General features: G+C 74.9%; 19 protein-coding genes. 6 read left to right on the top strand and 13 right to left on the bottom strand.

The window, feature by feature from the left end:
* Positions 1-162: 162 nt before the first annotated feature.
* Positions 163-924 (top strand): class I SAM-dependent methyltransferase, encoded by a 762-nt coding sequence (locus ACIP5O_RS18070; RefSeq protein WP_401294355.1) that lies wholly within the window; start codon positions 163-165, stop codon positions 922-924.
* A gap of 16 nt (positions 925-940) precedes the next feature.
* Here ACIP5O_RS18070 and ACIP5O_RS18065 read toward each other — a convergent pair whose 3' ends face one another.
* Positions 941-2,143: a PP2C family protein-serine/threonine phosphatase gene (locus ACIP5O_RS18065; RefSeq protein ID WP_401294353.1), complete on the bottom strand. Its 1,203-nt coding sequence runs from the start codon at positions 2,141-2,143 to the stop codon at positions 941-943.
* Complete coding sequence (locus ACIP5O_RS18060) at positions 2,140-3,732, bottom strand: ATP-binding protein (protein WP_401294351.1); 1,593 nt, start codon at positions 3,730-3,732, stop codon at positions 2,140-2,142. Before ACIP5O_RS18060 ends, ACIP5O_RS18065 begins: the two co-directional genes overlap by 4 nt.
* 106 nt (positions 3,733-3,838) lie before the next feature.
* On the opposite strand from ACIP5O_RS18060, the gene ACIP5O_RS18055 reads away from it, so the two are divergent.
* Positions 3,839-4,609: a response regulator gene (locus ACIP5O_RS18055; RefSeq protein WP_401294349.1), complete on the top strand. Its 771-nt coding sequence runs from the start codon at positions 3,839-3,841 to the stop codon at positions 4,607-4,609.
* A gap of 18 nt (positions 4,610-4,627) precedes the next feature.
* Here ACIP5O_RS18055 and ACIP5O_RS18050 read toward each other — a convergent pair whose 3' ends face one another.
* The 3 genes from ACIP5O_RS18050 to ACIP5O_RS18040 form a co-directional block, all read right to left on the bottom strand.
* Positions 4,628-5,074 (bottom strand): ATP-binding protein, encoded by a 447-nt coding sequence (locus ACIP5O_RS18050; protein WP_401294347.1) that lies wholly within the window; start codon positions 5,072-5,074, stop codon positions 4,628-4,630.
* A 93-nt stretch (positions 5,075-5,167) separates the two neighbouring features.
* A complete protein-coding gene (locus ACIP5O_RS18045; RefSeq protein WP_401294345.1) occupies positions 5,168-7,150 on the bottom strand; it encodes an NAD-binding lipoprotein in 1,983 nt (660 codons plus the stop codon).
* Between the two features lie 84 nt (positions 7,151-7,234).
* Positions 7,235-8,083 (bottom strand): NPP1 family protein, encoded by an 849-nt coding sequence (locus ACIP5O_RS18040; RefSeq protein ID WP_401294343.1) that lies wholly within the window; start codon positions 8,081-8,083, stop codon positions 7,235-7,237.
* Positions 8,084-8,223: 140 nt separating this feature from the next.
* Between ACIP5O_RS18040 and mgt the strand changes: the two genes are divergently transcribed.
* Positions 8,224-9,420 (top strand): macrolide-inactivating glycosyltransferase, encoded by a 1,197-nt coding sequence (mgt, locus tag ACIP5O_RS18035; RefSeq protein WP_401294341.1) that lies wholly within the window; start codon positions 8,224-8,226, stop codon positions 9,418-9,420.
* 106 nt (positions 9,421-9,526) lie between these two features.
* Here the strand turns inward: mgt and ACIP5O_RS18030 are convergent, their stop codons facing one another.
* Together ACIP5O_RS18030 and secD are read right to left on the bottom strand one after the other, a co-directional pair.
* A complete protein-coding gene (locus ACIP5O_RS18030) occupies positions 9,527-9,925 on the bottom strand; it encodes a DUF6193 family natural product biosynthesis protein (protein WP_401294339.1) in 399 nt (132 codons plus the stop codon).
* An 81-nt stretch (positions 9,926-10,006) separates the two neighbouring features.
* Positions 10,007-12,295 (bottom strand): protein translocase subunit SecD, encoded by a 2,289-nt coding sequence (gene secD, locus ACIP5O_RS18025; protein WP_401294337.1) that lies wholly within the window; start codon positions 12,293-12,295, stop codon positions 10,007-10,009.
* A 462-nt stretch (positions 12,296-12,757) separates the two neighbouring features.
* Between secD and ACIP5O_RS18020 the strand changes: the two genes are divergently transcribed.
* Together ACIP5O_RS18020 and ACIP5O_RS18015 are read left to right on the top strand one after the other, a co-directional pair.
* On the top strand, positions 12,758-13,126 hold the full coding sequence (locus tag ACIP5O_RS18020) for a hypothetical protein (RefSeq protein WP_401294335.1): 369 nt from the start codon (positions 12,758-12,760) through the stop codon (positions 13,124-13,126).
* A gap of 185 nt (positions 13,127-13,311) precedes the next feature.
* Positions 13,312-14,016 carry a lysophospholipid acyltransferase family protein gene (locus ACIP5O_RS18015; RefSeq protein WP_401294333.1) on the top strand — a complete coding sequence of 235 codons (705 nt, stop codon included), beginning with the start codon at positions 13,312-13,314 and terminating at the stop codon, positions 14,014-14,016.
* A 27-nt stretch (positions 14,017-14,043) separates the two neighbouring features.
* On the opposite strand, the gene ACIP5O_RS18010 is transcribed toward ACIP5O_RS18015, so the two are convergent.
* The 6 genes from ACIP5O_RS18010 to ACIP5O_RS17985 form a co-directional block, all read right to left on the bottom strand.
* On the bottom strand, positions 14,044-14,967 hold the full coding sequence (locus ACIP5O_RS18010; RefSeq protein ID WP_401294331.1) for a glutaminase: 924 nt from the start codon (positions 14,965-14,967) through the stop codon (positions 14,044-14,046).
* A complete protein-coding gene (locus ACIP5O_RS18005; protein ID WP_401294329.1) occupies positions 14,964-16,055 on the bottom strand; it encodes an enoyl-CoA hydratase/isomerase family protein in 1,092 nt (363 codons plus the stop codon). Before ACIP5O_RS18005 ends, ACIP5O_RS18010 begins: the two co-directional genes overlap by 4 nt.
* Positions 16,056-16,153: 98 nt before the next feature.
* Positions 16,154-16,837 (bottom strand): GNAT family protein, encoded by a 684-nt coding sequence (locus tag ACIP5O_RS18000; protein WP_365545529.1) that lies wholly within the window; start codon positions 16,835-16,837, stop codon positions 16,154-16,156.
* 287 nt (positions 16,838-17,124) lie between these two features.
* On the bottom strand, positions 17,125-17,829 hold the full coding sequence (locus tag ACIP5O_RS17995; RefSeq protein ID WP_125667553.1) for a ribonuclease H: 705 nt from the start codon (positions 17,827-17,829) through the stop codon (positions 17,125-17,127).
* A 54-nt stretch (positions 17,830-17,883) separates the two neighbouring features.
* The gene (locus ACIP5O_RS17990; protein WP_401294326.1) at positions 17,884-18,801 is read right to left on the bottom strand and encodes an AAA family ATPase; all 918 of its coding nucleotides are present in this window, start codon (positions 18,799-18,801) and stop codon (positions 17,884-17,886) included.
* Between the two features lie 2 nt (positions 18,802-18,803).
* Complete coding sequence (locus tag ACIP5O_RS17985) at positions 18,804-20,012, bottom strand: RNA ligase (protein WP_401294324.1); 1,209 nt, start codon at positions 20,010-20,012, stop codon at positions 18,804-18,806.
* Between the two features lie 193 nt (positions 20,013-20,205).
* Here ACIP5O_RS17985 and ACIP5O_RS17980 point away from each other — a divergent pair, with 193 nt between their 5' ends.
* Complete coding sequence (locus ACIP5O_RS17980) at positions 20,206-20,556, top strand: hypothetical protein (protein ID WP_401294322.1); 351 nt, start codon at positions 20,206-20,208, stop codon at positions 20,554-20,556.
* Positions 20,557-20,636: the final 80 nt, after the last annotated feature.

The following is a 20,636-nucleotide window of genomic DNA, read 5'->3' as shown; positions in this document are numbered from 1 at the left end:
GGTCGCCCGCCGTGGTGCCGTCCAGGGTGCCCTTCGCGCGCCTCCGTGACCATGGGGTGGCCGTCCGTCCTCGCCGGGGCCGCCGGGCCGGCGCCCTTCGAGCGGCTCGCGCCGTCGTTTATGCGGGTGCGCGCCCCGGAGGCCGGACGCGATGATGAAGGAATGGAACGCACCTTCGAAGAACTCGTCGCGGAGGCCGCCGAGGCCCCGGTCGACGGCTGGGACTTCTCCTGGCTCGACGGACGGGCGACCGAGCGGCGCCCCTCCTGGGGCTACCACCGGCTCCTCGCCGAGCGGCTGGCCACCGCTTCGGCCGGGCTCGACGTCCAGACGGGCGGCGGCGAGGTCCTGGCCGGGGTGCCGGTGCTGCCGCCTGCGATGGCGGCCACCGAGTCGTGGCCCCCGAACGTCGCCCGGGCCACCGAACTCCTCCACCCGCGCGGGGTGGTGCTCGTCGCCGACCCCGACGAGCCGCCGCTGCCCTTCGGCGACGCCGCCTTCGACCTCGTCACCAGCCGGCACCCGGCGACCGTGTGGTGGTCGGAGATCGCCCGCGTCCTGCGGCCGGGCGGCACCTACCTCGCCCAGCACGTCGGTCCCGCCAGCGTCTGGGAGGTGGTGGAGTACTTCCTCGGCCCGCAGCCGGAGGCGGCCCGGGCGCGTCACCCCGACGACGAGGCCGCGGCGGCGCGGGCGGCCGGGCTCGACGTGGTGGACCTGCGCACCGAGCGGCTGCGGATGGAGTTCCACGACGTCGGCGCGGTCGTCTGGTTCCTGCGCAAGGTGATCTGGATCGTGCCCGGGTTCACGGTCGGGGCGCATCTGTCCCGGCTGCGCGGACTCGACGCCCTGATCCGGGCGGAGGGGCCGTTCGTCGCCCACTCCGCCCGGACCCTGATCGAGGCGCGCCGGCCCGCCGCGTGACGGGTGCGGGTCCCGCTCAGGAGCGCGCCGGCGGAGCCCCCCAGTCGAGGCGCAGGACGGCGAGGTCGTCGGAGTGCCGGCCGGCGTTCAGTTCGTGGGTCTCCTTGATGAGGAGGTCGACCTGGACGGCCGGGTCCTCCGCCGGCAGGGCCGCGATCAGGTCGAGCAGTCCCTCGACGCCGAGCCGCTCGTTCTCCGTCCCGCTGTGGCCCTCGGTGAGCCCGTCGGTGTAGAGGGTCAGGGCGCCGGTGGCGGGGAGCGGGACGACCGTGGCGGGCCAGCGGTGCGGCCCGGGGAAGATGCCCAGGGCGATGCCGTGGGCGGCCTCCAGCTCCCTGGTCCCCCCGGGCGTGGTGAGCAGGGGCTCGTGGTGGCCGGCGAGGTGGAGGGTGGCGGTACCGGCGTTCTGGTCGAGGATGAGGAGGGTGCAGGTGGCGAACATGTGCTGGTCGCCGCGCTCGGCGAGCAGGATGCGTTCCATCAGGTGCAGCAGGTCGTCGCCGCGGTGTCCGCCGAGCACGAGGGAGCGCCAGGCGATCCGCAGGCAGACGCCGAGCGCGGCGGCGTCGGGCCCGTGCCCGCTGACGTCGCCGACGACGGCGTGCAGCAGTCCGTCGTCCCCCTCCACCACGTCGAGGAAGTCACCGCCGAGCAGGGCCAGGGTGGCGCCCGGCAGATAGCGGGAGGTCACCCGCACCGCGGAGGTGTCGAGGATCGGCTGGGGCAGCAGGCTGCGCTCCAGGCGCGCGTTCTCCTCCGCCCGCAGCCGGGCGGCCTGGGCCTCGGAGTTCGCCCGCTCGGTCTTGCTGCGGTAGACGGCGTAGCGGACCGTCCGGTGCAGCAGGTCCGCCTCGACCTTCCCCTTGACGAGGTAGTCCTGGGCTCCGGCGGCCATGGCGTCGGGGCCGGCCTGCGCCTCGGCGAGTCCGGTCAGGACGATGACCGCGGTGTGCGGGGCCATGGCCCGGACCGTGGTGACCGCGTCGGTGCCCGACACGTCGGGCAGGTGCAGGTCGAGCAGGATGCAGTCGATCGGCGTGCCGGCCAGCTCGGCGCGCGCCTCGGCCAGGCTGGTCCGGGTGGTCAGCTCGAACCGCAGCCCCGTGTCGTGGAGGAGTTCCTCGACGAGCAGGGCGTCGCCCAGGTCGTCCTCGATCAGGAGGATGCGGTACATCGGCTCATGGGGCGACGTGCCACCGCCGGTCACGATCGAGGTCATCTCGTCCGCTCCGTGCCGGATTCGACGGCCGGGAGGGGGGTCTCCGGCGGCTCGGGCGCCAGGGTGAAGGTGATGCGCGCTCCGTCGTGGTGGTCGGTGTCGACGGCGATGGTGCCGCCGTGGAACTCGACGATCTTCTTGCACATCGCGAGGCCGATGCCGCTGCCGGAGTACACGTCCTTGGTGTGCAGCCGCTGGAAGATCACGAAGACCTTGTCGGCGTACTCCGGGGCGATGCCGATGCCGTTGTCGGTGACGGTGAAGCGCCACAGACCGCCCTCCCGGGCCGCCGTGACGTGGATGCGGGGCGTCTCGTCCGGGCGGCGGAACTTCACGGCGTTGCCGATCAGGTTCTGCCAGAGCATCCCCATCTGGGTGGGGTCGGCGACCAGGGTCGGCAGCGGGTCGTGCGTGATGACCGCCCCGGCCTCCTCGATGCCGACGCTCAGCGAGGACAGGGTCCGCTCCAGGACGTCGTCCAGGTCGACGCTCTGGTGGGTGTTGTGCAGGCGTCCGACGCGGGAGAAGTCGAGCAGGTCGTTGATGAGGACCTGCATGCGGTTCGCCCCGTCGACGGCGAAGTCGATGTACTGGTCGGCCCGGCTGTCGAGCTGTCCTCCGTAGCGCCGCTGGAGGAGCTGGGTGAAGCTGGAGACCTTGCGCAGCGGCTCCTGGAGGTCGTGCGAGGCCACGTACGCGAACTGCTCCAGCTCGGCGTTGGAGCGCTGGAGGTCGGCGGCCTGCGCGTCGAGGCGCAGGCGCGCCTCCTCGGTGAAGGCCAGTTCCCGCACGAGGCGCCGGCGCATGGAGTCGATCTCCTCGCCGAGGAGCCGCAGGTCGGCGGGGCCGGACGGGGTGATGGGGTGATCGAAGTCACCCCCGGCGATGGTCCGGGCGTCCGCGCCGAGCCGGTCGATGGGCTCGTTGATGCCCCGGCGCAGCCCTTCGAAGATCAGGGCCGTGAGCAGGAGGATGAGCACCGCGATGGAACCGAAGACCCAGTTCCGGACACCCATCATGGCCATCAGGTCGTCCCTCGTGCGGAGGCGCTCCCCGCGCAGCCGTTCCTGCTGCGCACCCAGGGCGGCGCGCACGGCGTCGAAGGCTTCCTTGCCCTCCGCCGCCCGTTCGGCGGCCAGCGGCGAGGCCGATCCCGGCGGCGCGGCGGCGACCGGGCGCGCGATCCGCTCCTGCCATACGGCCACGGCGTCCCGTACGGTCCCGAGGTCGGCCCGGGCCGCCCGGTCGCCGGTGAGGAGTTCGGAGAGCTGCGCGGTCCGCGTCTCCTGCTCGGCGAGTCCCTCCCGGTAGGGGGTGAGGAAGTCCGGGGTGCCGGTCAGGCCGTAGCCGCGGATCCCGGTCTCCTGGTTGAGGACGGCCGACTCCAGGCGGATGGCCGTGGTCAGCGCGGGGGACCGCACGTCCACGAGTTCCTTGCTGAGCGACTCGGTCCTCAAGAGGATCCAGCCGCCCGTCGTTCCGAGCAGGGCCAGGACGACCAGGGATATGGCCACGCCCACGCGAAGCCACCGCCGGGTCGTCCATGCGGACAGGCCCCGCCCACGCGGTTGCTTCCCATCGCCGGTCATGGTGCGGACTCCTCACTGCGACAGCCGCCGAAGGTGCGGCGCGATCACTGTAATGGGCGACAACGGTTGTTGTCGCCAGGCCTCCCGGGGACCTAGAGTGCCGGATGTGCCAGGCAAGAACTTCGTGTTGCGGACCACTCCGCAGGAAACGGCCGCCGCCGCGGACGCGGCGGTCGGCGACCTCGCGCGGCGTCTCGTCCGGCGGCTCCTGGACGATCCCTCGCAACCGGCACCGGACGACCGCACGCAGGCCCTGGCCCTGCTCCACGTCCTGGACCACGTCCAGAAGGCCGCCGAGCGCCTCCAGCAGGAGGCGGTCGTGGCCGGCGCCCGTGCGGGAGCCGGCTATCCGCAGCTCGGCGCGGCCTGCGGCATGACCCGACAGGGAGCCCGCCGCCGCTGGCCGGGGCTCTTCGACCATTCACACGACAAACCCACGGAGCAACCGATCATGACCACCCCCGCCCGCCCCTTCGACGTCCTGCTCGTCGAGGACGACGTCGCCGACGCCATGCTCATCGAGGAGGCACTCTCCGAGCGCGGGGCCCGCAACCTGGTCCAGGTCACCGACGGGGTCGCCGCCCTCGAGCACCTGCGCGCCCCGGACACCGCCCGGCCCGACCTCATCGTCCTCGACCTGAACATGCCCCGGATGAACGGTCGGGAGCTGCTGAAGGTCCTGAAGTCCGACGAGAACCTCCAGACCATTCCCGTGGTCGTCCTGACCACGTCGACGGCGCCCGACGACGTGACGGGGGCGTACAGCAGCCACGCCAACGCCTATGTGACCAAGCCGGTCAACCTGGAGGAGTTCGAACAGGCCGTCCAGAGCATCGACGCCTTCTACCTCGACACCGCCGCCCGCCCGCGCCCCTGACGTCCGCAAGGGGCGGGTTCAGTCCAGGTCGATGCGGGCGGTGATGCGCTTGCCGACCGGTTCCCGCCGGACGCGGAGCTCCCGGGCGACGGCCTTGACGATCTCCAGGCCGTGCTGACCGACCCGGTCCGGGTCGGCGGCGTGGGCCGCCGGAACCGTGGGCTCGCTGTCCCACACCACGACGTCCACGGTCCCGGCGTCGATGCGCAGTTGCAGCAGCACCGGGCCCGGGGCGTGCCGGCGGGCGTTCGTGACCAGTTCGCTGACGACGAGCCGCGTCAGCTCCGCCGCGCGCTCGGAGACGGGTACGCCCCAGACGGTGCGGGCCTTCTCCAGGAAGGCGGTGGCGCGGTCGCGGGCCTCGGCCGTGAGCCCGTCGCCCTCGTCCCACGCGTACCCGACCTGCATGAGGTCGTCCTCGGGCACGGCACAGTCGTCGCCGTCGGCACCGGCCGTCGTCGTCATCGTCTTCCCCCCGTATTCACGCGCGCGTCACCCGCCATGACGTCGTGTCCACCATAGGTGTTCTCCCGCGTGGTCAAGGGGGTGGTCCGGGTGTCAGTCGCCCGGCGCGATCAGGACGACCTGGTCCCGCGCGTGCCAGTACCGTACGTGGGCCTTGGGCGGGTTGACGCGCATCCCGTGGCCGGAGGCGGTCGCGGAGCGGTAGCCGATGGCGCATTCGCCGCGGCGGGCGGCCGACGCGGCGACGGCGGCGAAGGAGGTCGTCCGGCCGGGGGTGACGTAGTGGGAGGCCGGGCGGAGGTGGAGGGTGTTGCCGGCCGGGGAGAGGAGTTCCTCGAACACGGCGGTCAGATGGGGGTTCTGGGAGATCTGGGTCATGAGGAGACCGATGAGCCTGCCGCTGACGACGAAGTCGGCCCAGGGGTGCCGCGGGGCGATCAGCCGGTTGCGGTCGTCGGCCATCTCGGTGACCACGGGCACGTGACGGCCGCCCTCCTCCCCGGCCCGCAGGTGCAGGAGGGTGACGAGGGTCCGGTCGTCCGGGTCGCCGCGGCCGGGGCGGGGGTCGGGGCCGAGCACGATCACGACGTCGTAGCGGGTGAGGTCGAGTGCGTCCGTCGTCGACCGCAGCGCGGGGTCCGCGGGATGGTGGCGCACCGGCATGCGGGGGGCGAGGGCCTCGGCGGCGGACCGGACGGCGGCGGTCGTCGCGGCGCGCGGCCCGGCCACGACGTCGAGGGTCGAGCCGGGCGGGGTACGCCGTGAGAGCTGGTCCACGATCCGGGGCGCCCTGCGGTTCCAGCCGAGGAGGAGGACGCGTTCGGCCGGGGCGGGGGCCGGGGGCGGCGTGTGGGCGAGGACCCTCGGGTCGTGGGGCACGGGGAGGTCGGACAGCCGGGTGGAGTACTCGTCCCGCGCGATCACGAGGAGGCTGTCGTCCTCCCGGAAGCCGGCGGACAGGGGTGGGTTGAGCGTCACGGTGCCGTCGTCGTGGGCGATGCCGACGGCGACGGACTCCGGGCAGGCTCCGGCGGCCTCCTCGAAGGTCAGGCCGGGCAGGCGGGGGTCGCGCAGGGTGTGGAACTCGTGTCCGGCGAAGTCGAGGAGTTCCTGGTGGACGAGGGAGAGTCCGGGCTGGCGGGCGCAGTCGACGACGAGCCGGGCCGAGATGTCGTCCACGTCCAGGACGGTGGTCCGGGGGCCGCCGGCCAGCCGGGCGGCGGCGAGGTGCCGGTCGTCGCGCACGGCGGCGACGACGCGGACCCGCCGGTCCTCCCCCAGGGCGGCCGAGAGGGAGAGCAGGGTCTTGACGGTCTCGGCGTCGTCCCGGGGGTCGTCGCGCGGCAGGACGAGGACGCAGTCCGCGGTGGCGGGGCTCACGCGGGCGAGGGCGACGGGGTCGGCGGTCCGGCCGGTGCGGCAGAGGACGCGGGTGCGGCCCGTGGCACGGGCGGTGGTGTGGAGGTCCTCCTCCATGGCGGACTTGTCCCGTTCGGCGAGGACCGCGATCACGCGGCGGCGCCGGTCGGTGCGGGCGGCGACCAGTTCGGAGACGACGGTCGGGATCTGTTCGGACCAGCCGAGGACGACGGTGTGGCCGCGCTCCAGGATCGTGGCCCGGCCGCGGTCGAGGGCCATCAGCCGGTCGGTGAGGCCGGTGGTGATGAGGCTGACCAGGGTGGAGACGTAGAGGAGGGCGATGAGGGCGAGGAGCACGGACAGGACGATGCGCAGGGGCGGTCCGACCTCGCCGCCCAGGCGCATGGTCTGTCCGGTGCTGCGCCAGACCGCCGCGATCCTCGCTCCGAGGGTGGCGGGGGCGCTCCGGTCGGTCCACACCAGGAGGGCGCTGACGGGGACGACGAGCGCCAGGCAGCCGAGGGCGAGCCAGCCGCAGAGGGCCGGTATGCCGCGGGCGAGGGTGGTGTCGAACCAGTAGCGGAGGCGTGCCTCCGCCGAGGGGGCGGGGTACGGCGGCCGGGGCCGGGCGGCCGGGGTGGTCGCGGGTCGGTCCGCCCCGGGTCCCCGTGCGGCGTTCCGCTGTCCGGGAACGGCCTTGTTGCCTTCTTTGCGCACGTCGGCAGCGTGGCGCCCCGCCGTGTCCGGCGGGGCGCCATCGCCGTGGATTCATTCCTTCGTGAGCGGCGGGAGGGGGTCGGGTCAGCCGTTCGGGTCGAAGGTGATCCCGGCGGGTTTGGCCTTGGCGAGGTGGTCGGCGAAGCTTCCGTCCTTGAGGCCGAAGTGGGCGCTGCCGAAGTCGGCCGCGACGAGCTTCTCGCGGATGCCGGCGGGGTAGCCGTTCCAGCCGATCAGGGTGGGGAACTGCCAGGTGTGGCGGTGGTTCTCGGGCGGTTCGTCGTTGGCGCCGGCGGGACGGAAGCAGTGGGTGCCGATGCCGTCCTTGTGGTAGACGACCTTGGGGTGGGTGCCGTCCCAGCGGATCCGGTCGCGGGCGTAGGTGTCGAAGTTCCCGTGGGCGGAGGTGGAGACGTACTCCGCCCGGCCGTCGCGCACCCAGACCACGACGTGCTCCCAGTCGTGGCGGTGTCCGCCGAGGCCGCTGCCGGGGACCGCCTGGTCCTTCTCGAAGTAGAGGCCGTAGAGGATCGCGCACCAGCCGTTGTCGCACTTCGCGCGGGAGTAGCCGTTGGTGGCGGCGAGGTCGGAGGCGTCGCGGCACTGGCCGTTGAGGGCGCCGGACGGGTTGAGGCCGCCGTTGAGGGTGCCGTCGGGGCCGATGGCGGCGGTGGGATAGCAGCCGTCCGTGTCGTAGTCGAAGGCCGGCTGGAAGGTCTGCTCCAGGGCGTCGGCGTTGCCGGGCAGGGCGGCGGGCGGCGCGGCGAACGCGCTGCCCGGGAGGGCGATGACCAGCGCGAGGGCGCCGGCGAGGGCGAGGGCGCCCCGGGCGGCGTACACGGGTGTCTTCAACTGCGTCCCCCTTGGGTCGGACGGCGGCGGGCGAGGGCGTGCGGCACACGGCGTCGTGGAGCGCCGCACGGCATGCGCCATCGTGGCATGGTCACGTCAATATAGGGAGTCGTCGACCGCTCTCGCCGGTGAACACCGTCCGACGGGCGGTGGGCCGGCGCGCCGGAGGTTTCCGCGGAAAAGACTAGACGAGACGTATCGTCTCACCTAAGGTGGCCGTCATGACCACCGCTTCCCCCGCACACATCGCCATGTTCTCCATCGCCGCCCACGGCCACGTGAACCCCAGCCTGGAGGTCGTCCGCGAGCTCGTCGCCCGGGGCCACCGGGTCAGCTACGCCGTTCCCGCCTCCTTCGCCGCGAAGGTCGCGGAGACCGGGGCCACCCCCGTCGTCTACACCTCGACGCTGCCGACCGACGAGGACCCGGACGCCTGGGGCACCGAACTGATCGACAACATCGAGCCGTTCCTGGCCGACGCCGTGCAGGCGCTCCCCCAGCTCGCCGAGGCCTTCGACGGGGACCGACCGGACCTGGTGCTGCACGACATCACCTCGTACCCGGCCCCCGTCCTCGCCCACACGTGGGGCGTCCCCGCCGTCTCCCTCTGGCCGAACCTCGTGCCGTGGGAGGGGTACGAGGAGGAGGTCGCCGAGCCGATGTACGCCGAGCTCAAGGCCTCGCCGCGCGGCCAGGCGTACTACGCCCGGTTCGAGGAGTGGCTCGCCGGACACGGGATCGACACCCACCCCGACCGGTTCGTCGCGCGGCCGCGCCGGGCGGTCGTCCTCATCCCGCGCGCCCTCCAGCCGCAGGCCGACCGGGTCGACGAGTCCGTCTACACCTTCGTCGGAGCCTGCCAGGGCGAGCGCGCCGACCAGGGCGCGTGGGAGCGGCCGGCCGGCGCGGAGAAGGTGCTCCTGGTCTCCCTGGGCTCCGCCTTCACCAAGCAGCCCGGCTTCTACCGGGCCTGCGTCGAGGCGTTCGGCGACCTGCCGGGCTGGCACGTCGTCCTGCAGATCGGGAAGTTCGTCGACCCTGCCGAGCTCGGCGCCCTGCCGGACAACGTGGAGGTGCGCTCCTGGGTGCCCCAGTTGGCGATCCTGCGGCAGGCCGACGCCTTCGTCACCCACGCGGGCGCGGGCGGCAGCCAGGAGGGCCTGGCCACCGCCACCCCCATGGTGGCCGTGCCCCTGGCCACCGACCAGTTCGGCAACGCCGACATGCTCCGGTCCCTGGGCGTGGCACGGCACCTGCCGCTGGAGGAGGTGACCCCCGAGCGGCTGCGGGAGTCCGTCCTCGCGCTCGTCGACGACCCCGAGGTGGCCCGCCGGGCGCGCGAGATCCAGCGGTCGATGGCCCGCGAGGGCGGCACGCGGCACGCGGCCGACCTGATCGAGGCGGAGCTGCCGGGCTGACGGCCCCGCGACCGGGGCGTCCGGGCGGCACGGGGCGCCGGAAGGGCGGCGCGCGGCCCGGCCCGTCGCCGCGAACGCCCGGGCGGCACGACGGACTGACGACCGGTCAGGCCTCCTTCGCGCCTTCGTGCGCGGCGAGTTCCCCGGGCGTGCCGACGAACGCCGGGCCGCAGCCGGGCGGGAGGCGTTCGACCACCATGGCGACCGCCTCCCGCGCCGTGCCGGCCTCGCCGATCCTCCGCGTCCGCGAAGGCCCCTCGACGTAGTACGGCCCGGTGTGGCCGGGGCCGGCCGCCGTCGGACCGACGTACGGCACGTCCCACGTCCAGCGCTGCTCGGTGCAGCGGCTGAAGTGCAGTTCCCACATGCCGATCCAGGGGAAGAGCTGCCGCAGCCGAGGTTCGGCGTACGCCGCCGCGACCAGATCGGCGCTCACCCGGTCGGAGGCGAGCAGCTCCTGCCACGCGGCTTCCACGATGTCGGTGCCCGGCGTGTTCGTCGTCATGCCCGGATTATTCCCCCCCCGTGCCCGACGCCCCGACGTCCCCGTCACCCCGCCGTACGGGCGGGGTGACGGGGACGGAGATCAGACGACGGCGCCCGTACGGCGGCGCGGCGCGGGAGCCGTCGGGGCCGGGGCCGGGTGACGGGCTTCCAGGGTCACGGCCAGCGGGATCGCGGTGAAGACCGTGGACGCCATGCCCAGGACGACGCCGGCGAGCAGCGCGACCGAGAAGTCCGTGAGCGAGTCCCCGCCCAGGACGGCCAGCGCCACCAGGACGAAGAGCGCGCCCATGCCCGTGTTGACCGTGCGCGGAAGGGTCTGGGCCACCGCCCGGTCGGCCAGGTCGCTCAGCGGTGTGCCGCCACCGCGCCGCCGCAGTTCCCGCAGCCGGTCGAGGACCACGACGGAGTCGTTGACCGAGTAGCCGACGACGGTCAGCAGCGCGGCCAGGAACACGCTGTCCGCCGGCTTGCCCAGCCAGGCGAACAGGCCGATCACCAGGAGGACGTCCTGGGTCATGGCGGCGACGGCGGCCGTCGCGTACGTCCAGCGGAACCGCACCGTCAGGTAGAGGAGCTGGGCCGCCACCGCCAGGCCGAGCGCGAGCAGGGCGTGGGTGCGCAGCTCGCTGCCCAGGCTCGGGCCGATCAGGTCGTCGCGCTCGACCGTCACCGGTCCGGCGGCCCCGGTGAGCGCCTCCTCGATCTCCCGCTGTTCGCCGTCTCCGGTCTCCTTCACCCGGACCGACACGTCGCCGTCGCCGGTGGTCTGCACGACGGCGTCGGGGAAGCCGGCGGCCGCGACGGCCGCGCGGGCCGCGTCGGCGTCCACCGGGCGGTCGGCCGCGTACTGGACGACCCGGCCGCCGGTGAACTCGACGCCGAACTCCACGCCCCGGACGCCGATTCCGGCGAGGGCCACGAGGAGCAGTCCGGCGCAGCCGGTCAGCCAGCGGCGGCGGTGGGCCGTCAGGCGCGGGACGCGGCGGGTGAGCCGGGTCCGCAGCCGGCCGGGTCCGGCGATGCCGGTCACCGCCGGCCGCCTGCGCACGGCGGGCAGCCGGAGCGCCAGGTCGGCGAGGAGCCGGGTGACCACCATGGCGGTGAGGAGCGAGGTCACGACGCCGACGGCGAGCGTCACGCCGAAGCCCTTGACCGGTCCGGTGGCGAAGACGAACAGCAGGCCGGCGGCGAGCAGGGTGGTGACGTGGGAGTCGGCGACCGCGCTCCACACCTTGCCGAACGCCGTCGTCACCGGCCGCCGCAGGTCGCGTCCGGCGGTCCTGCCCAGGGCCGCGTACTCCTCCCTGGCCCGTTCGAAGACCAGGACGTTGGCGTCGACGGCGATGCCGACGGCCAGGACGAAGCCGGCGAGGCCGGGCAGGGTGAGGGTGGCGCCCAGGGCGACCACGGCGGCGTACGAGATCAGGCCGTACAGCAGGAGGGCGACGGTGGCGAGGAGGCCGAGGAGCCGGTAGACGGCGATGACGAAGAGCCCGGTGCAGGCGAGGCCGATCACCGCCGCCAGGGCGCTGGCCCGGATCGCCTCCGCGCCGAGCGTCGGGCCCACGGTGCTCTGTTCGACCGTCGTCACGGGGACGGGCAGCGCGCCGCCCTGCACGAGCGCGGCGAGGTCGCGGGCCTCCTGGCCGGAGAAGCCGCCGGTGATCTGCGCGGAACCGCCGCCGATGCCCGCCCCGCAGGGGACGCCCGTCTGCATGCCGGGCGCGGAGACGATCCGGTCGTCGAGGACGACGGCGACCCGGCGGGCCGGGTCGCCGGGGGACGCGCAGGCGGCGTCGCCGGTGATCCGCGCCCAGTCGCCCGCGGCCCGGTCGCGGAAGGAGAGGTCGACGGTCCAGCCCCGGACGCTCGTGGTGTCGAGGACGGCCTCGGCGTTCTCGACGCCGTCGCCGGTGAGGGCGGGGGCGGCCAGGGCGAGGAAGCGGCCGGGCGCGTCGGGGTCGGCGAGGACGCGGGTGCCGTCGGCGGCGGCCGGTCCGGCCGGCCCCTTCGCCTCGCCTGTGACGGCGTGGAAGGTGAGCTGGGCGGTGCGGCCGATGGTCTCGGCGGCCTGGCGCGGGTCGCGCAGGCCGGGGAGTTCGACGACGATGCGGCGCTCGCCGGAGCGGGCGAGGGAGGGTTCGGCGACGCCGAGGCCGTCGACGCGCTTGCGGAGCACCTCCAGGGCGCGGTCGGTGGCCGCGGCGTCGGCGCGGGCGGTGGGGCCGTCCTCGGTCTGCAGGACGATGCGGGTGCCGCCGCGCAGGTCGAGTCCGAGGCGGGGCGGGGTGGTCAGGGCGATCCAGAGGGAGAGCGCGACGACGGCGAGCGCGAGGAGCGCGCGCCACGGCGTGGCACGAGAGGACATGGGTGTCTCCACGGGCGGTGCACGGGTCGGCGGGCGCGGCCCCTGGGGGGCGCGGGCCGTTCCCGTGCCGGGCGTACGGTCGGACGCGCGTCGGCGACCGGCCCGGGGCATGCCGAGGGCCCGGACGGCGACGCGGGGGAACGTCAGCGGTGCCGGGTGGAGGGAGGGCCCCTGGGGTCCCTAGGTACGTACGGACCGCCGGGCGGCGCCCGCTCGCGACGGGGGTCGCCGGTCAGGAGGCCGCGCGGGGGCGGGGAGAGGTCGACGGGCGCGGCCGCGGGGGCGGCGGGCGCCGCCGGGAACCGTACGGAGTGCTCGACGGCCGCCGGGAGCCCCGCGACGGCGGCGGGCGCGAGGTGGGGCTCGGGCGGCGCGAGCCGGTGGGCGGGAGCGGGCGCCGGTACGGAGGCGGGGGCGGTACGGACCGGGGCCGGGGGCGCGGAAACCGCGTGGACCGCCGGGGTGACGGCCGGGTCCCCGGAGGCCTGGGCGGGGAGCGGGGGCGTACGGGCCGGGTCCGGCGAGACCGGGTCCGCGCGGGCCGCCGGGACCGCGGCCGGGGCCTTGGAGGTCACCGCCGTACAGGGCGCCAGGGGCGCGGCCGTGGCTGGAGCCGGGGAGATCGTCGCCGTGCAGGGCGCCGGGGCAGCGGCCGGGGCCGGAATCGAGGAGATCGCCGCCGGGCGGACCGCCGGGGTCGCGGTCGTGTCCGCGGCCGACGCGGGGGGCGGGGTCAGGACCAGGGACCAGAGCGCGCAGAGCAGCGCGGGGACGAGGGCCGCGAGGCGCCGTGCGGAACGTTCCACCGCCCGGCACCTCCCCCGTCCGTGACGGCCCGTCGTGCCGGGCCGTCCGGGCCCAGCGTAGACCGGCGGGGGACGCGCCCGGTCACCGGCTCCCGTCCCGAGCACGACGGTTGAGTACGTCCGCTGAGTACGTCCGCTCATGCCGGGCCGTGCCGGTCCCGCGACGATGACGGGGCCAGCTCATCCGCCTCGGCTCCAGGGGGCCCGCCCGTGCTCAGCCGCATCGCCGCCCGCGTCGTCCCGTTCTTCGGGCGACTGACCGTCACCGCCGACCCGGGGGCGCGCCTCGCGCCCGGCAGCATCCTGGTCGTGAACCACACCTCGCTCGCGGACCCGGCGCTCGTGCTCGCCGCGCTCCGCCGGCGGCTCGCGGTCGAGCCCGTCCTGATGGCCACCTCGGGGCTCTGGCGGGTCCCGGTCCTCGGCCGGGCCCTGACCCGCGAGGGGCACGTGCCCGTGCACCGGGGCACGGCCCACGCGGCGGCGGCCCTCGACCGGGCGGCGGTCGCGCTCGCGTCGGGGCGGCACGTGATGCTGTACGCGGAGGGGCGCATCCCGCCGCGCCGGGACTCCGCCGAGAACCCGCCCGAGGCGTTCCGGACCGGGCTCGCCCGGCTCGCCCTGGCCACCGGGGCGCAGGTCGTGCCGATCGGCCAGGCGGGGGCCCGGCGGATCACCTCCGGCGGACGGGCGAAGCAGCTCGCCGGGGTGCTCACGGCTCCCGTCCGCAGGCCCGGTCTCCACGTCCACATCGGGGCGCCGCTGACACTGCCCGCCGACGTGGCCGAGGCGACGGCGCTCGCGCACGGGGCCGTCACCGAGGCCTGGCGGACGGCGGCCGGGGCGCTGGGCGAGCCGGCGGCCCTCGGCGGCTGCGGGAGGCCCGTCGAGGCGCCGCGGGCGCGTCGGCGCTGAGGTCCCGGCGTACCGTCGGGTCCGGCGTCAGAAGACGGACAGGCCGGTGATGGTGGTGAACCGGTCGAGGGCGGCGACGCCCGCCACCGAGTTGCCCCGGCTGTCCAGGCCGGGGCTCCAGACGCACAGGGTGCAGCGGCCCGGGACGACGGCGACGACGGCCCCGCCGACGCCGCTCTTGCCCGGGAGGCCGACGCGGTAGGCGAAGTCGCCGGCCGCGTCGTAGGTGCCGCAGGTGAGCATGACGGCGTTGACCTGCTTGGCCTGGCTGCGGGTGAGCAGCCGGGTGCCGTCGGCGCGCAGGCCGTGCCGGGCGAGGAAGCCGGTGGCGAGCGCCAGGTCGGCGCAGGAGGCTTCGAGGGAGCACTGCCGGAAGTACTCGCGCAGCAGGTCGGGGACGGGGCCCGTGATGTTGCCGTAGGAGGCCATGAAGTGGGCGAGGGCGGCGTTGCGGTCGCCGTGGGCCGCCTCGGAGGCGGCCACGTCCGGGTCGAAGGCGAGGTCCGGGTTGCCGCTCTCGGCACGCAGGAAGGCGAGCAGGCTTCCGGAGGCGTCGCCGGTGAGGCGGTGCAGGCGGTCGGTGACGACGAGGGCGCCGGCGTTGATGAACGGGTTGCGCGGGATGCCGTTCTCGTACTCCAGCTGGACGAGGGAGTTGAACGGGTCGCCGGAGGGTTCCCGGCCGACGTGGGTCCAGAGGGTGTCGCCCTCCCCGGCGAGGGCGAGCGCGAGGGTGAAGACCTTGGTGACGGACTGGGTGGAGAAGGGGCGCCGCCACTCCCCCACCCCGTAGACGGTGCCGTCGAGTTCGGCGACGGCCATGCCGAAGTCGGCCGGGTCCCCGGCGGCGAGGGCGGGGATGTAGTCGGCGGGGGCGCCCCGGTCGGCGAGCTCCGCGATCTCCTCGGCGATGCGGTCGAGCACCGGCCGGAAGGAGGTGGCCGTGGTCACGCGCGGGCCCCGGGGTCCCGGCCGGTCTCCCCCTCGCCGCCGGCGAGGCCCAGGTCTCCGCCGGGCGGCGGCGCGAGGTAGCGGGCGACGTCCGCGTCCGTGACCGCTTCGAGGGCGGCGGGGGTCCAGTGCGGGTCGCGGTCCTTGTCGACGACCTGGGCGCGGATGCCCTCGACGAGGTCGGGGGTGGTCAGGGCGGCGCAGGAGGCGCGGTACTCCAGGTCCAGGACCTCTTCCAGGGTGGCGAGGGCGCGGGAGCGGCGGAGGACGGCCAGGGTCGCCTTGAGGGCGCTCGGGGACCTCGTGAGGAGGGTGGCGGCCGTCTCCTTGGCGGCGGGGAGGCCGGTGTCGAAGAGGCGCTCGACGATCTCCTCGACGGTCGGGACGGCGTAGCAGGCGTCGATCCACTCCCGCTGTCCGGCCAGGACGCCGGGCGGGGGCGTGGCGGCGTGGCGGGCGAGGGCCTCCCCGGCCGGCAGGCGGGTCAGGTCGTCGGCCAGGGCGGGGAGTCCGGCGGCGGGGACGTACCGGTCGGCGAGGCCGGTGAGGATCGCGTCGGCGGCTCCGACGGGGGTGCCGGTGAGGGCGAGGTGGGTGCCGAGTTCGCCGGGGGCGCGTCCGAGGAGGTACGTGCCGCCGACGTCGGGGACGAAGCCGATGCCGGTCTCCGGCATGGCCACCCTGGAGCGTTCGGTGACGACGCGGTGGGAGCCGTGGGCGGAGACGCCGACGCCGCCGCCCATGACGATGCCGTCCATGAGGGCCACGTAGGGCTTGGGGTAGCGGGCGATCCGGGCGTTGAGCCGGTACTCGTCCCGCCAGAAGGCCGCGGAGGCGGTTCCGCCGGCGCGGGCGTCGTCGTGGATGGCGCGGATGTCGCCGCCCGCGCACAGGCCGCGTTCGCCCGCCCCGTCGATCACGACCGTCTCCACGGCCGGGTCGTGCTCCCAGGCGGTGAGGGCCTCGTCGACGGCGAGGACCATGGCGTGGGTGAGGGCGTTGAGGGCGCGGGGCCGGTTCAGGGTGACGAACCCGGCACGGCCCTCCGTCCGGAGGAGTACGTCGGCGGTTCCGGTCGGCACGGTCACTCGGTCCCTTCGGGCGGTACGGCTGGCTGTTCCGGCCACCGTACCGGCGGGGCGCGGGCGACCGCCGCCCCGGGGAGCCGGGGCGGCGGTCGCGGGCCTCAGGCCGGGAGCAGGTCCTGGGGGACGCGGACCTGGCGCGGGGTGGACAGGCGGAGTTCGACGATGTCGCGGACGGCGGGCCACTCGTCGTCGAGGACCGAGTAGAAGGCCGTGTCGCGGACGGCTCCGTCGAGGCCGCGGGAGTGGGCGCGGCGGACGCCCTCGCAGGTCGCGCCGAGGCGTTCGATCGCGATCCTGGAGCGGGTGTTGCGGGCGTCGGCGCGCAGGGTGATGCGCCGGACCCCCCAGACCTCGAAGGCGTGCCGGAACATGAGGTACTTGGCCTCGGTGTTGATGCCGGTGCCCCGGGCGGCGCCCGCGATCCACGTGTTGCCGATCTCGGCGGCGTCCGGGACGGCGGTCAGGGGATCGCCGTGGGGCATGCCGGGGACCGGCGGCCAGACCAGCGGGCCCCGCCAGTAGTCGAGTTCGAGGAAACGGGTCGAACCGACGACCCGTTCGTCGGCCGTACTGACCACGGCGAAGGGCAGGCAACGGCCCGCCGCCTGGTCCGCGAGGGCGCGGGCGATGTAGTCGAGGGCCGATTCGAGGCCGTCGGGCACGGGGGTGAAGGCGTAGGCCGATCGGTCCGCCCCGCCGGCCCGGGCGAGGGCTTCGGCGTGCCGCATCGCCAGCGGCTCCAGGCGCACGGAGCGCCCGGTCAGGAGAACAGGTACTGGCACGGAACCTCGGGTCTTTCACGGGCAGGGGAGGCTCCCGTCGCGGAGGGTCCGCGGCGGCAGCGGGAGGGAGGTTCTCGCCGGTGCCGACCATGTCGTGAGAACGACGAATGAGCAGGTGAGAGCGGTTCGTCACCGGTGCGAGGAGGACAGTATGCAGCCCCGGCCGCTCGGAGAACAGAACCCCGGACGAACCCGCGTACACGGGTGGGTGAAGCCTCGCGCGCGCCCCGGACGCGGCGGTCTCAAGCAACGGACGGGGCCGCCCGCCAATCGGACGGCCCGGCCGTTCAGACGCAGGTGGGATGGCCCCAGCCGTCGGGGTTCTTGCTGATGGTCTCGCCCTTGTCGTAGGCCTTGCCGCAGCGGCAGCGGCCCGCGAATCTCGCCTTGAGCGTGCCGCCGGACGGGCGTGTCCGGCGGGCGGAGGAGGCGCTGCCGGACGCGGTCCGGGAGCCGGAGGGCGCGGAGGAGCGCGAGCGGGGCGCGGAGGCCCGTGCGGGCGCCTCCGGCGGGGGCAGCGGGGATCCGGAGTCGGAGCCCGCGGCCTCCTGGGTGCGGGCGCTGTGGCTGGCCGCGCGGTCGGCGGCGTCGTTGAGGGGGTCGCCGTCGACCTGGTGCGCGGGGGTGTAGACGAAGTCGACGTCGCGGCCGGTGAGCAGCGCGTCGATGCGGACCACCAGGTCCTTGTTGGCGACGGGGCTGCCGGAGGCGGTCTTCCAGCCCTTGCGGCGCCAGCCGGGCAGCCAGGTCGTGACCGCCTTCATGGCGTACTGCGAGTCCATGCGGACCTCGACGGGCACGTCGGGGTCGAGGACCTCCAGGAGCCTTTCCAGGGCCGTGAGTTCGGCCACGTTGTTGGTCGCCCGGCCGAGCGGGCCCGCCTCCCAGCGGTCGACCGAACCGTCGGCCCGGCCGATGACCCACGCCCAGGCCGCGGGGCCGGGGTTTCCCTTCGACGCGCCGTCGCACGCCGCGATGATCTTTTCCACCATCCCACGATCCTGACACGGCGCCGGGGGCGGTCGGTGCCGCCCCCGGGCCGCCGGTCAGAAGGCGCCGTAGTTGACCTGCCAGGTGGGGAGGCCCATGCGGCGCCAGAGGGCCACGACGCGGTCGCGGTCGTCGAGGGAGACGCGGACGGCGTAGCGGTGGCGGACGTGGGCGTCGAAGAGCTCCGCCTTGACGAGGTCGTCGCCCCGGCCGTCGCCGGAGGCCCGCATCCACAGTTCGTCGTAGGGCACCTCGTGCCGGGCGAGCCACTCCTCGGTGAGGGCCCGGTGGTCCTCGCTGCGGCCGGACAGGAGGACGATCCGGTCGCGCTCGGCGTTCCGGAAGGCCCGCAGGGCGTCGCGGACGGAGATGTTGAGGGCGTCGCGGTCGCAGCGGGTGAAGTCGTACGGGCCGCGGTCGACGCGCAGGGCGAGGGTGCCGTCGATGTCGCACATGACGGCGGTGGGGAGCGCCGGGTCCGCGACGTAGGGCTCGGTGGCGGGCCGGTCGTTCAGCCAGTCGGCGGTCAGGCGCCAGCCGCCCCGGGTCGCCTTGGCGTGCTTGTCGGCGAGGATCCGGATGATCTCCTCGCCGACGGGCCGCTCGCGGGCGGCGTCGCGGCGGACGCACTCGTCGACGGGGACGCCGGTGAAGTCGTGGACGGCGAAGGTGGCGTCCAGGCCCGCGACGGCGGCCTTGAGCCGCTTGGGGATGTGCGGGGTGAGGTGGGTGTTGTCGACGACGACGTCGAAGCCGCCGTCGACGGCCGCGCGGACGGCGGCGTCCTGGACGGCGAGGACGGTCTGCTCGTGGGTGTGCGAGCGGCCGCGCTCCGGGTCGGGCAGGTCGAGCATGGTGCGCAGGTCGTCGAGGTTGACGCGGCGCACGCGCCCCTCGGCGTCGGCCTGGAGGGCGCGGGCGGCCGTCGTCTTCCCCGAGGCGGGAAGTCCGGTCATGACGTGGACGACGGGCACGGTCAGTTCTCCTGGTCGTGGGCGAAGGGGTCGGTGGCCTCGGGGCGGATCTGCCGCCAGACGAGGAGGTCGGTCGGGCGCCCGTCGAGGCGCTGGAAGAGGGCGGCGCGCAGGCCCTTGTCGGGCAGTGCGGCGGCGGCGCGGGCGAAGGCGGCCCGATCGCCGGCGAGGTGGGCCAGGCGGGCGTACGCCTCGTCGACGGCCCGCTCGCGGTCGGCGGCGGCCGTCTCCAGGCCGGCGACCACCCCGCGCACCCACTGGTCGAACTCGTCGGGGACCTGCTCCAGGAGGGCGTCGAGGGGCTTGCCGCCGGAGGCCTCGACGTCGGCGACGGAGCAGCCGAGGCCCTTGGCGACCCGGCCGGCGGGCAGGCCGGCGAAGCGCTGGACGCCGTGGCCGCGCCAGATGTCCCGCTCGGTGACGCCGGTCAGCACCTTGTGGAGGCGGACGTACTCGCTGAGCTTGGCCTTGGCGCGCAGGCCGGAGGCGAAGCGGAGCACGAAGCCCTCGGCGTCGGTGCCGGTGGCCGGGTGCCCGCCCGGCAGGGTGTTGGACTCGGTGAGGGCGACGAGTTCGTCGAGGGTGGCGACGGACCAGGTGCGGACGACGCTGCCGAGGGGCGCCCAGGAGGCGGCGGCCTCGGCGAGGGGCACCTCGGTGCCGTCCGGGCCGAAGGCGGCGAGCAGGACGAGGTCGCGGCGCTCGCCGTAGTTCACGACGATCCGGTTGGCCGGGTAGAGCATCTCGGCGAGGTAGGTGGTGCCGGGCGTCAGGCCCGTGGTGTCGGCGGCGTCGAGGCGGCGCTGTGCCCAGACGGCCTGGGAGCTGGTGAAAGAGCCCTTGGAGGCGGCGTGCCAGCGGCCGGCGTAGTGGAAGACCACGGCGAGGCTGCCGTCGACCTTGTCGTACACCTCGAAGGGCTCGTCGGGCAGCGGCGGCGCGTAGGGGCTGCCGGTGGCGTGCTCGGCGAGGTTGAAGAACTTGGGGAGGGGCAGTCCGACGATCCGTCCGGTGGTGTCGTCGGCGACGAGGCCGCGGCAGCGGAGGGTGGCCCGGTTCCAGTGCTGGGCGTACTGGCACGCGCGCGTGTACGTGTAGATCGAGAGCGGCAGCTCGGGGTGCGGCTTCCGCGTCACGTGCCCGTCGGCGAGGGCGGCGGCGAGTTCGTCGGACGGCATCAGGTCGTGCAGAGTCAGGGTGTCCTGGCTCATGGGGTCCCCTCCCGTGGTGTTCGATGATCCATTCTCGGACGGAGGGGACGGGAAGAACAGTGATTATCGGACCGGGAGGGGTCCGTCGGGGTGACGACCGGGCTCCCGGGCCCGGTCGTGTCGGTGGTGCCCCGTAGACTCGCCGTCGCCCTGTCGGTGACGGACGCCGGCGCAGACGAAGGAAGCGAGCCCCATGAACCACGCGGACGGCACGGCACCGATCTACGCCGAGCTCATACGGGAACGGGGGGATGTTCCCGGTGACGTCCGCCAGACCGCGGAGGAGGTCCTGCGGGACCTGAGCCGGGTCATCCAGGTTCCGCCGCAGGGCGCTCCCGCGCCGCAGGGCGGCGTCGCCCACGCGGGCGCGCCGCACGCCGGGGCCCCCATGGGCCAGGGCGGTCCGATGGGGCAGGGTGGCCCGATGGGCCAGGGGGGTCCGATGGGCCAGGGCGGTCCGGGCGGTGCGATGGGCGTCACGGGTGCCCTGGGCATCGTGGGCCAGGCCGCCGGCGCCGTCGTCGCGCACCGGCCGCAGCGGTAACGATCCTCCGCACCGGGCCGGGGCGTTGTCGGTGCCGTGCGCCATGCTGCCTTCCGGGACGGCTCGCGCCGCGAGGGGGC

The organism is Streptomyces sp. NPDC088915, assembly GCF_044749825.1.
Lineage (GTDB): Bacteria > Actinomycetota > Actinomycetes > Streptomycetales > Streptomycetaceae > Streptomyces.
This window is presented reverse-complemented; position numbering and strand designations above follow the sequence as displayed.

Excerpts from the sequence above, each read along its gene's own strand:
- secD (WP_401294337.1), bottom strand. The coding sequence starts at position 12,295 with ATGTCCTCTCGTGCCACGCCGTGGCGCGCGCTCCTCGCGCTCGCCGTC.
- mgt (WP_401294341.1), top strand. The coding sequence starts at position 8,224 with ATGACCACCGCTTCCCCCGCACACATCGCCATGTTCTCCATCGCCGCC.
- ACIP5O_RS17995 (WP_125667553.1), bottom strand. The coding sequence starts at position 17,829 with ATGGTGGAAAAGATCATCGCGGCGTGCGACGGCGCGTCGAAGGGAAAC.
- ACIP5O_RS18070 (WP_401294355.1), top strand. The coding sequence starts at position 163 with ATGGAACGCACCTTCGAAGAACTCGTCGCGGAGGCCGCCGAGGCCCCG.
- ACIP5O_RS18040 (WP_401294343.1), bottom strand. The coding sequence starts at position 8,083 with ATGGCGCATGCCGTGCGGCGCTCCACGACGCCGTGTGCCGCACGCCCT.
- ACIP5O_RS17985 (WP_401294324.1), bottom strand. The coding sequence starts at position 20,012 with ATGAGCCAGGACACCCTGACTCTGCACGACCTGATGCCGTCCGACGAA.
- ACIP5O_RS17980 (WP_401294322.1), top strand. The coding sequence starts at position 20,206 with ATGAACCACGCGGACGGCACGGCACCGATCTACGCCGAGCTCATACGG.
- ACIP5O_RS18060 (WP_401294351.1), bottom strand. The coding sequence starts at position 3,732 with ATGACCGGCGATGGGAAGCAACCGCGTGGGCGGGGCCTGTCCGCATGG.
- ACIP5O_RS18050 (WP_401294347.1), bottom strand. The coding sequence starts at position 5,074 with ATGACGACGACGGCCGGTGCCGACGGCGACGACTGTGCCGTGCCCGAG.
- ACIP5O_RS18065 (WP_401294353.1), bottom strand. The coding sequence starts at position 2,143 with ATGACCTCGATCGTGACCGGCGGTGGCACGTCGCCCCATGAGCCGATG.
- ACIP5O_RS18030 (WP_401294339.1), bottom strand. The coding sequence starts at position 9,925 with ATGACGACGAACACGCCGGGCACCGACATCGTGGAAGCCGCGTGGCAG.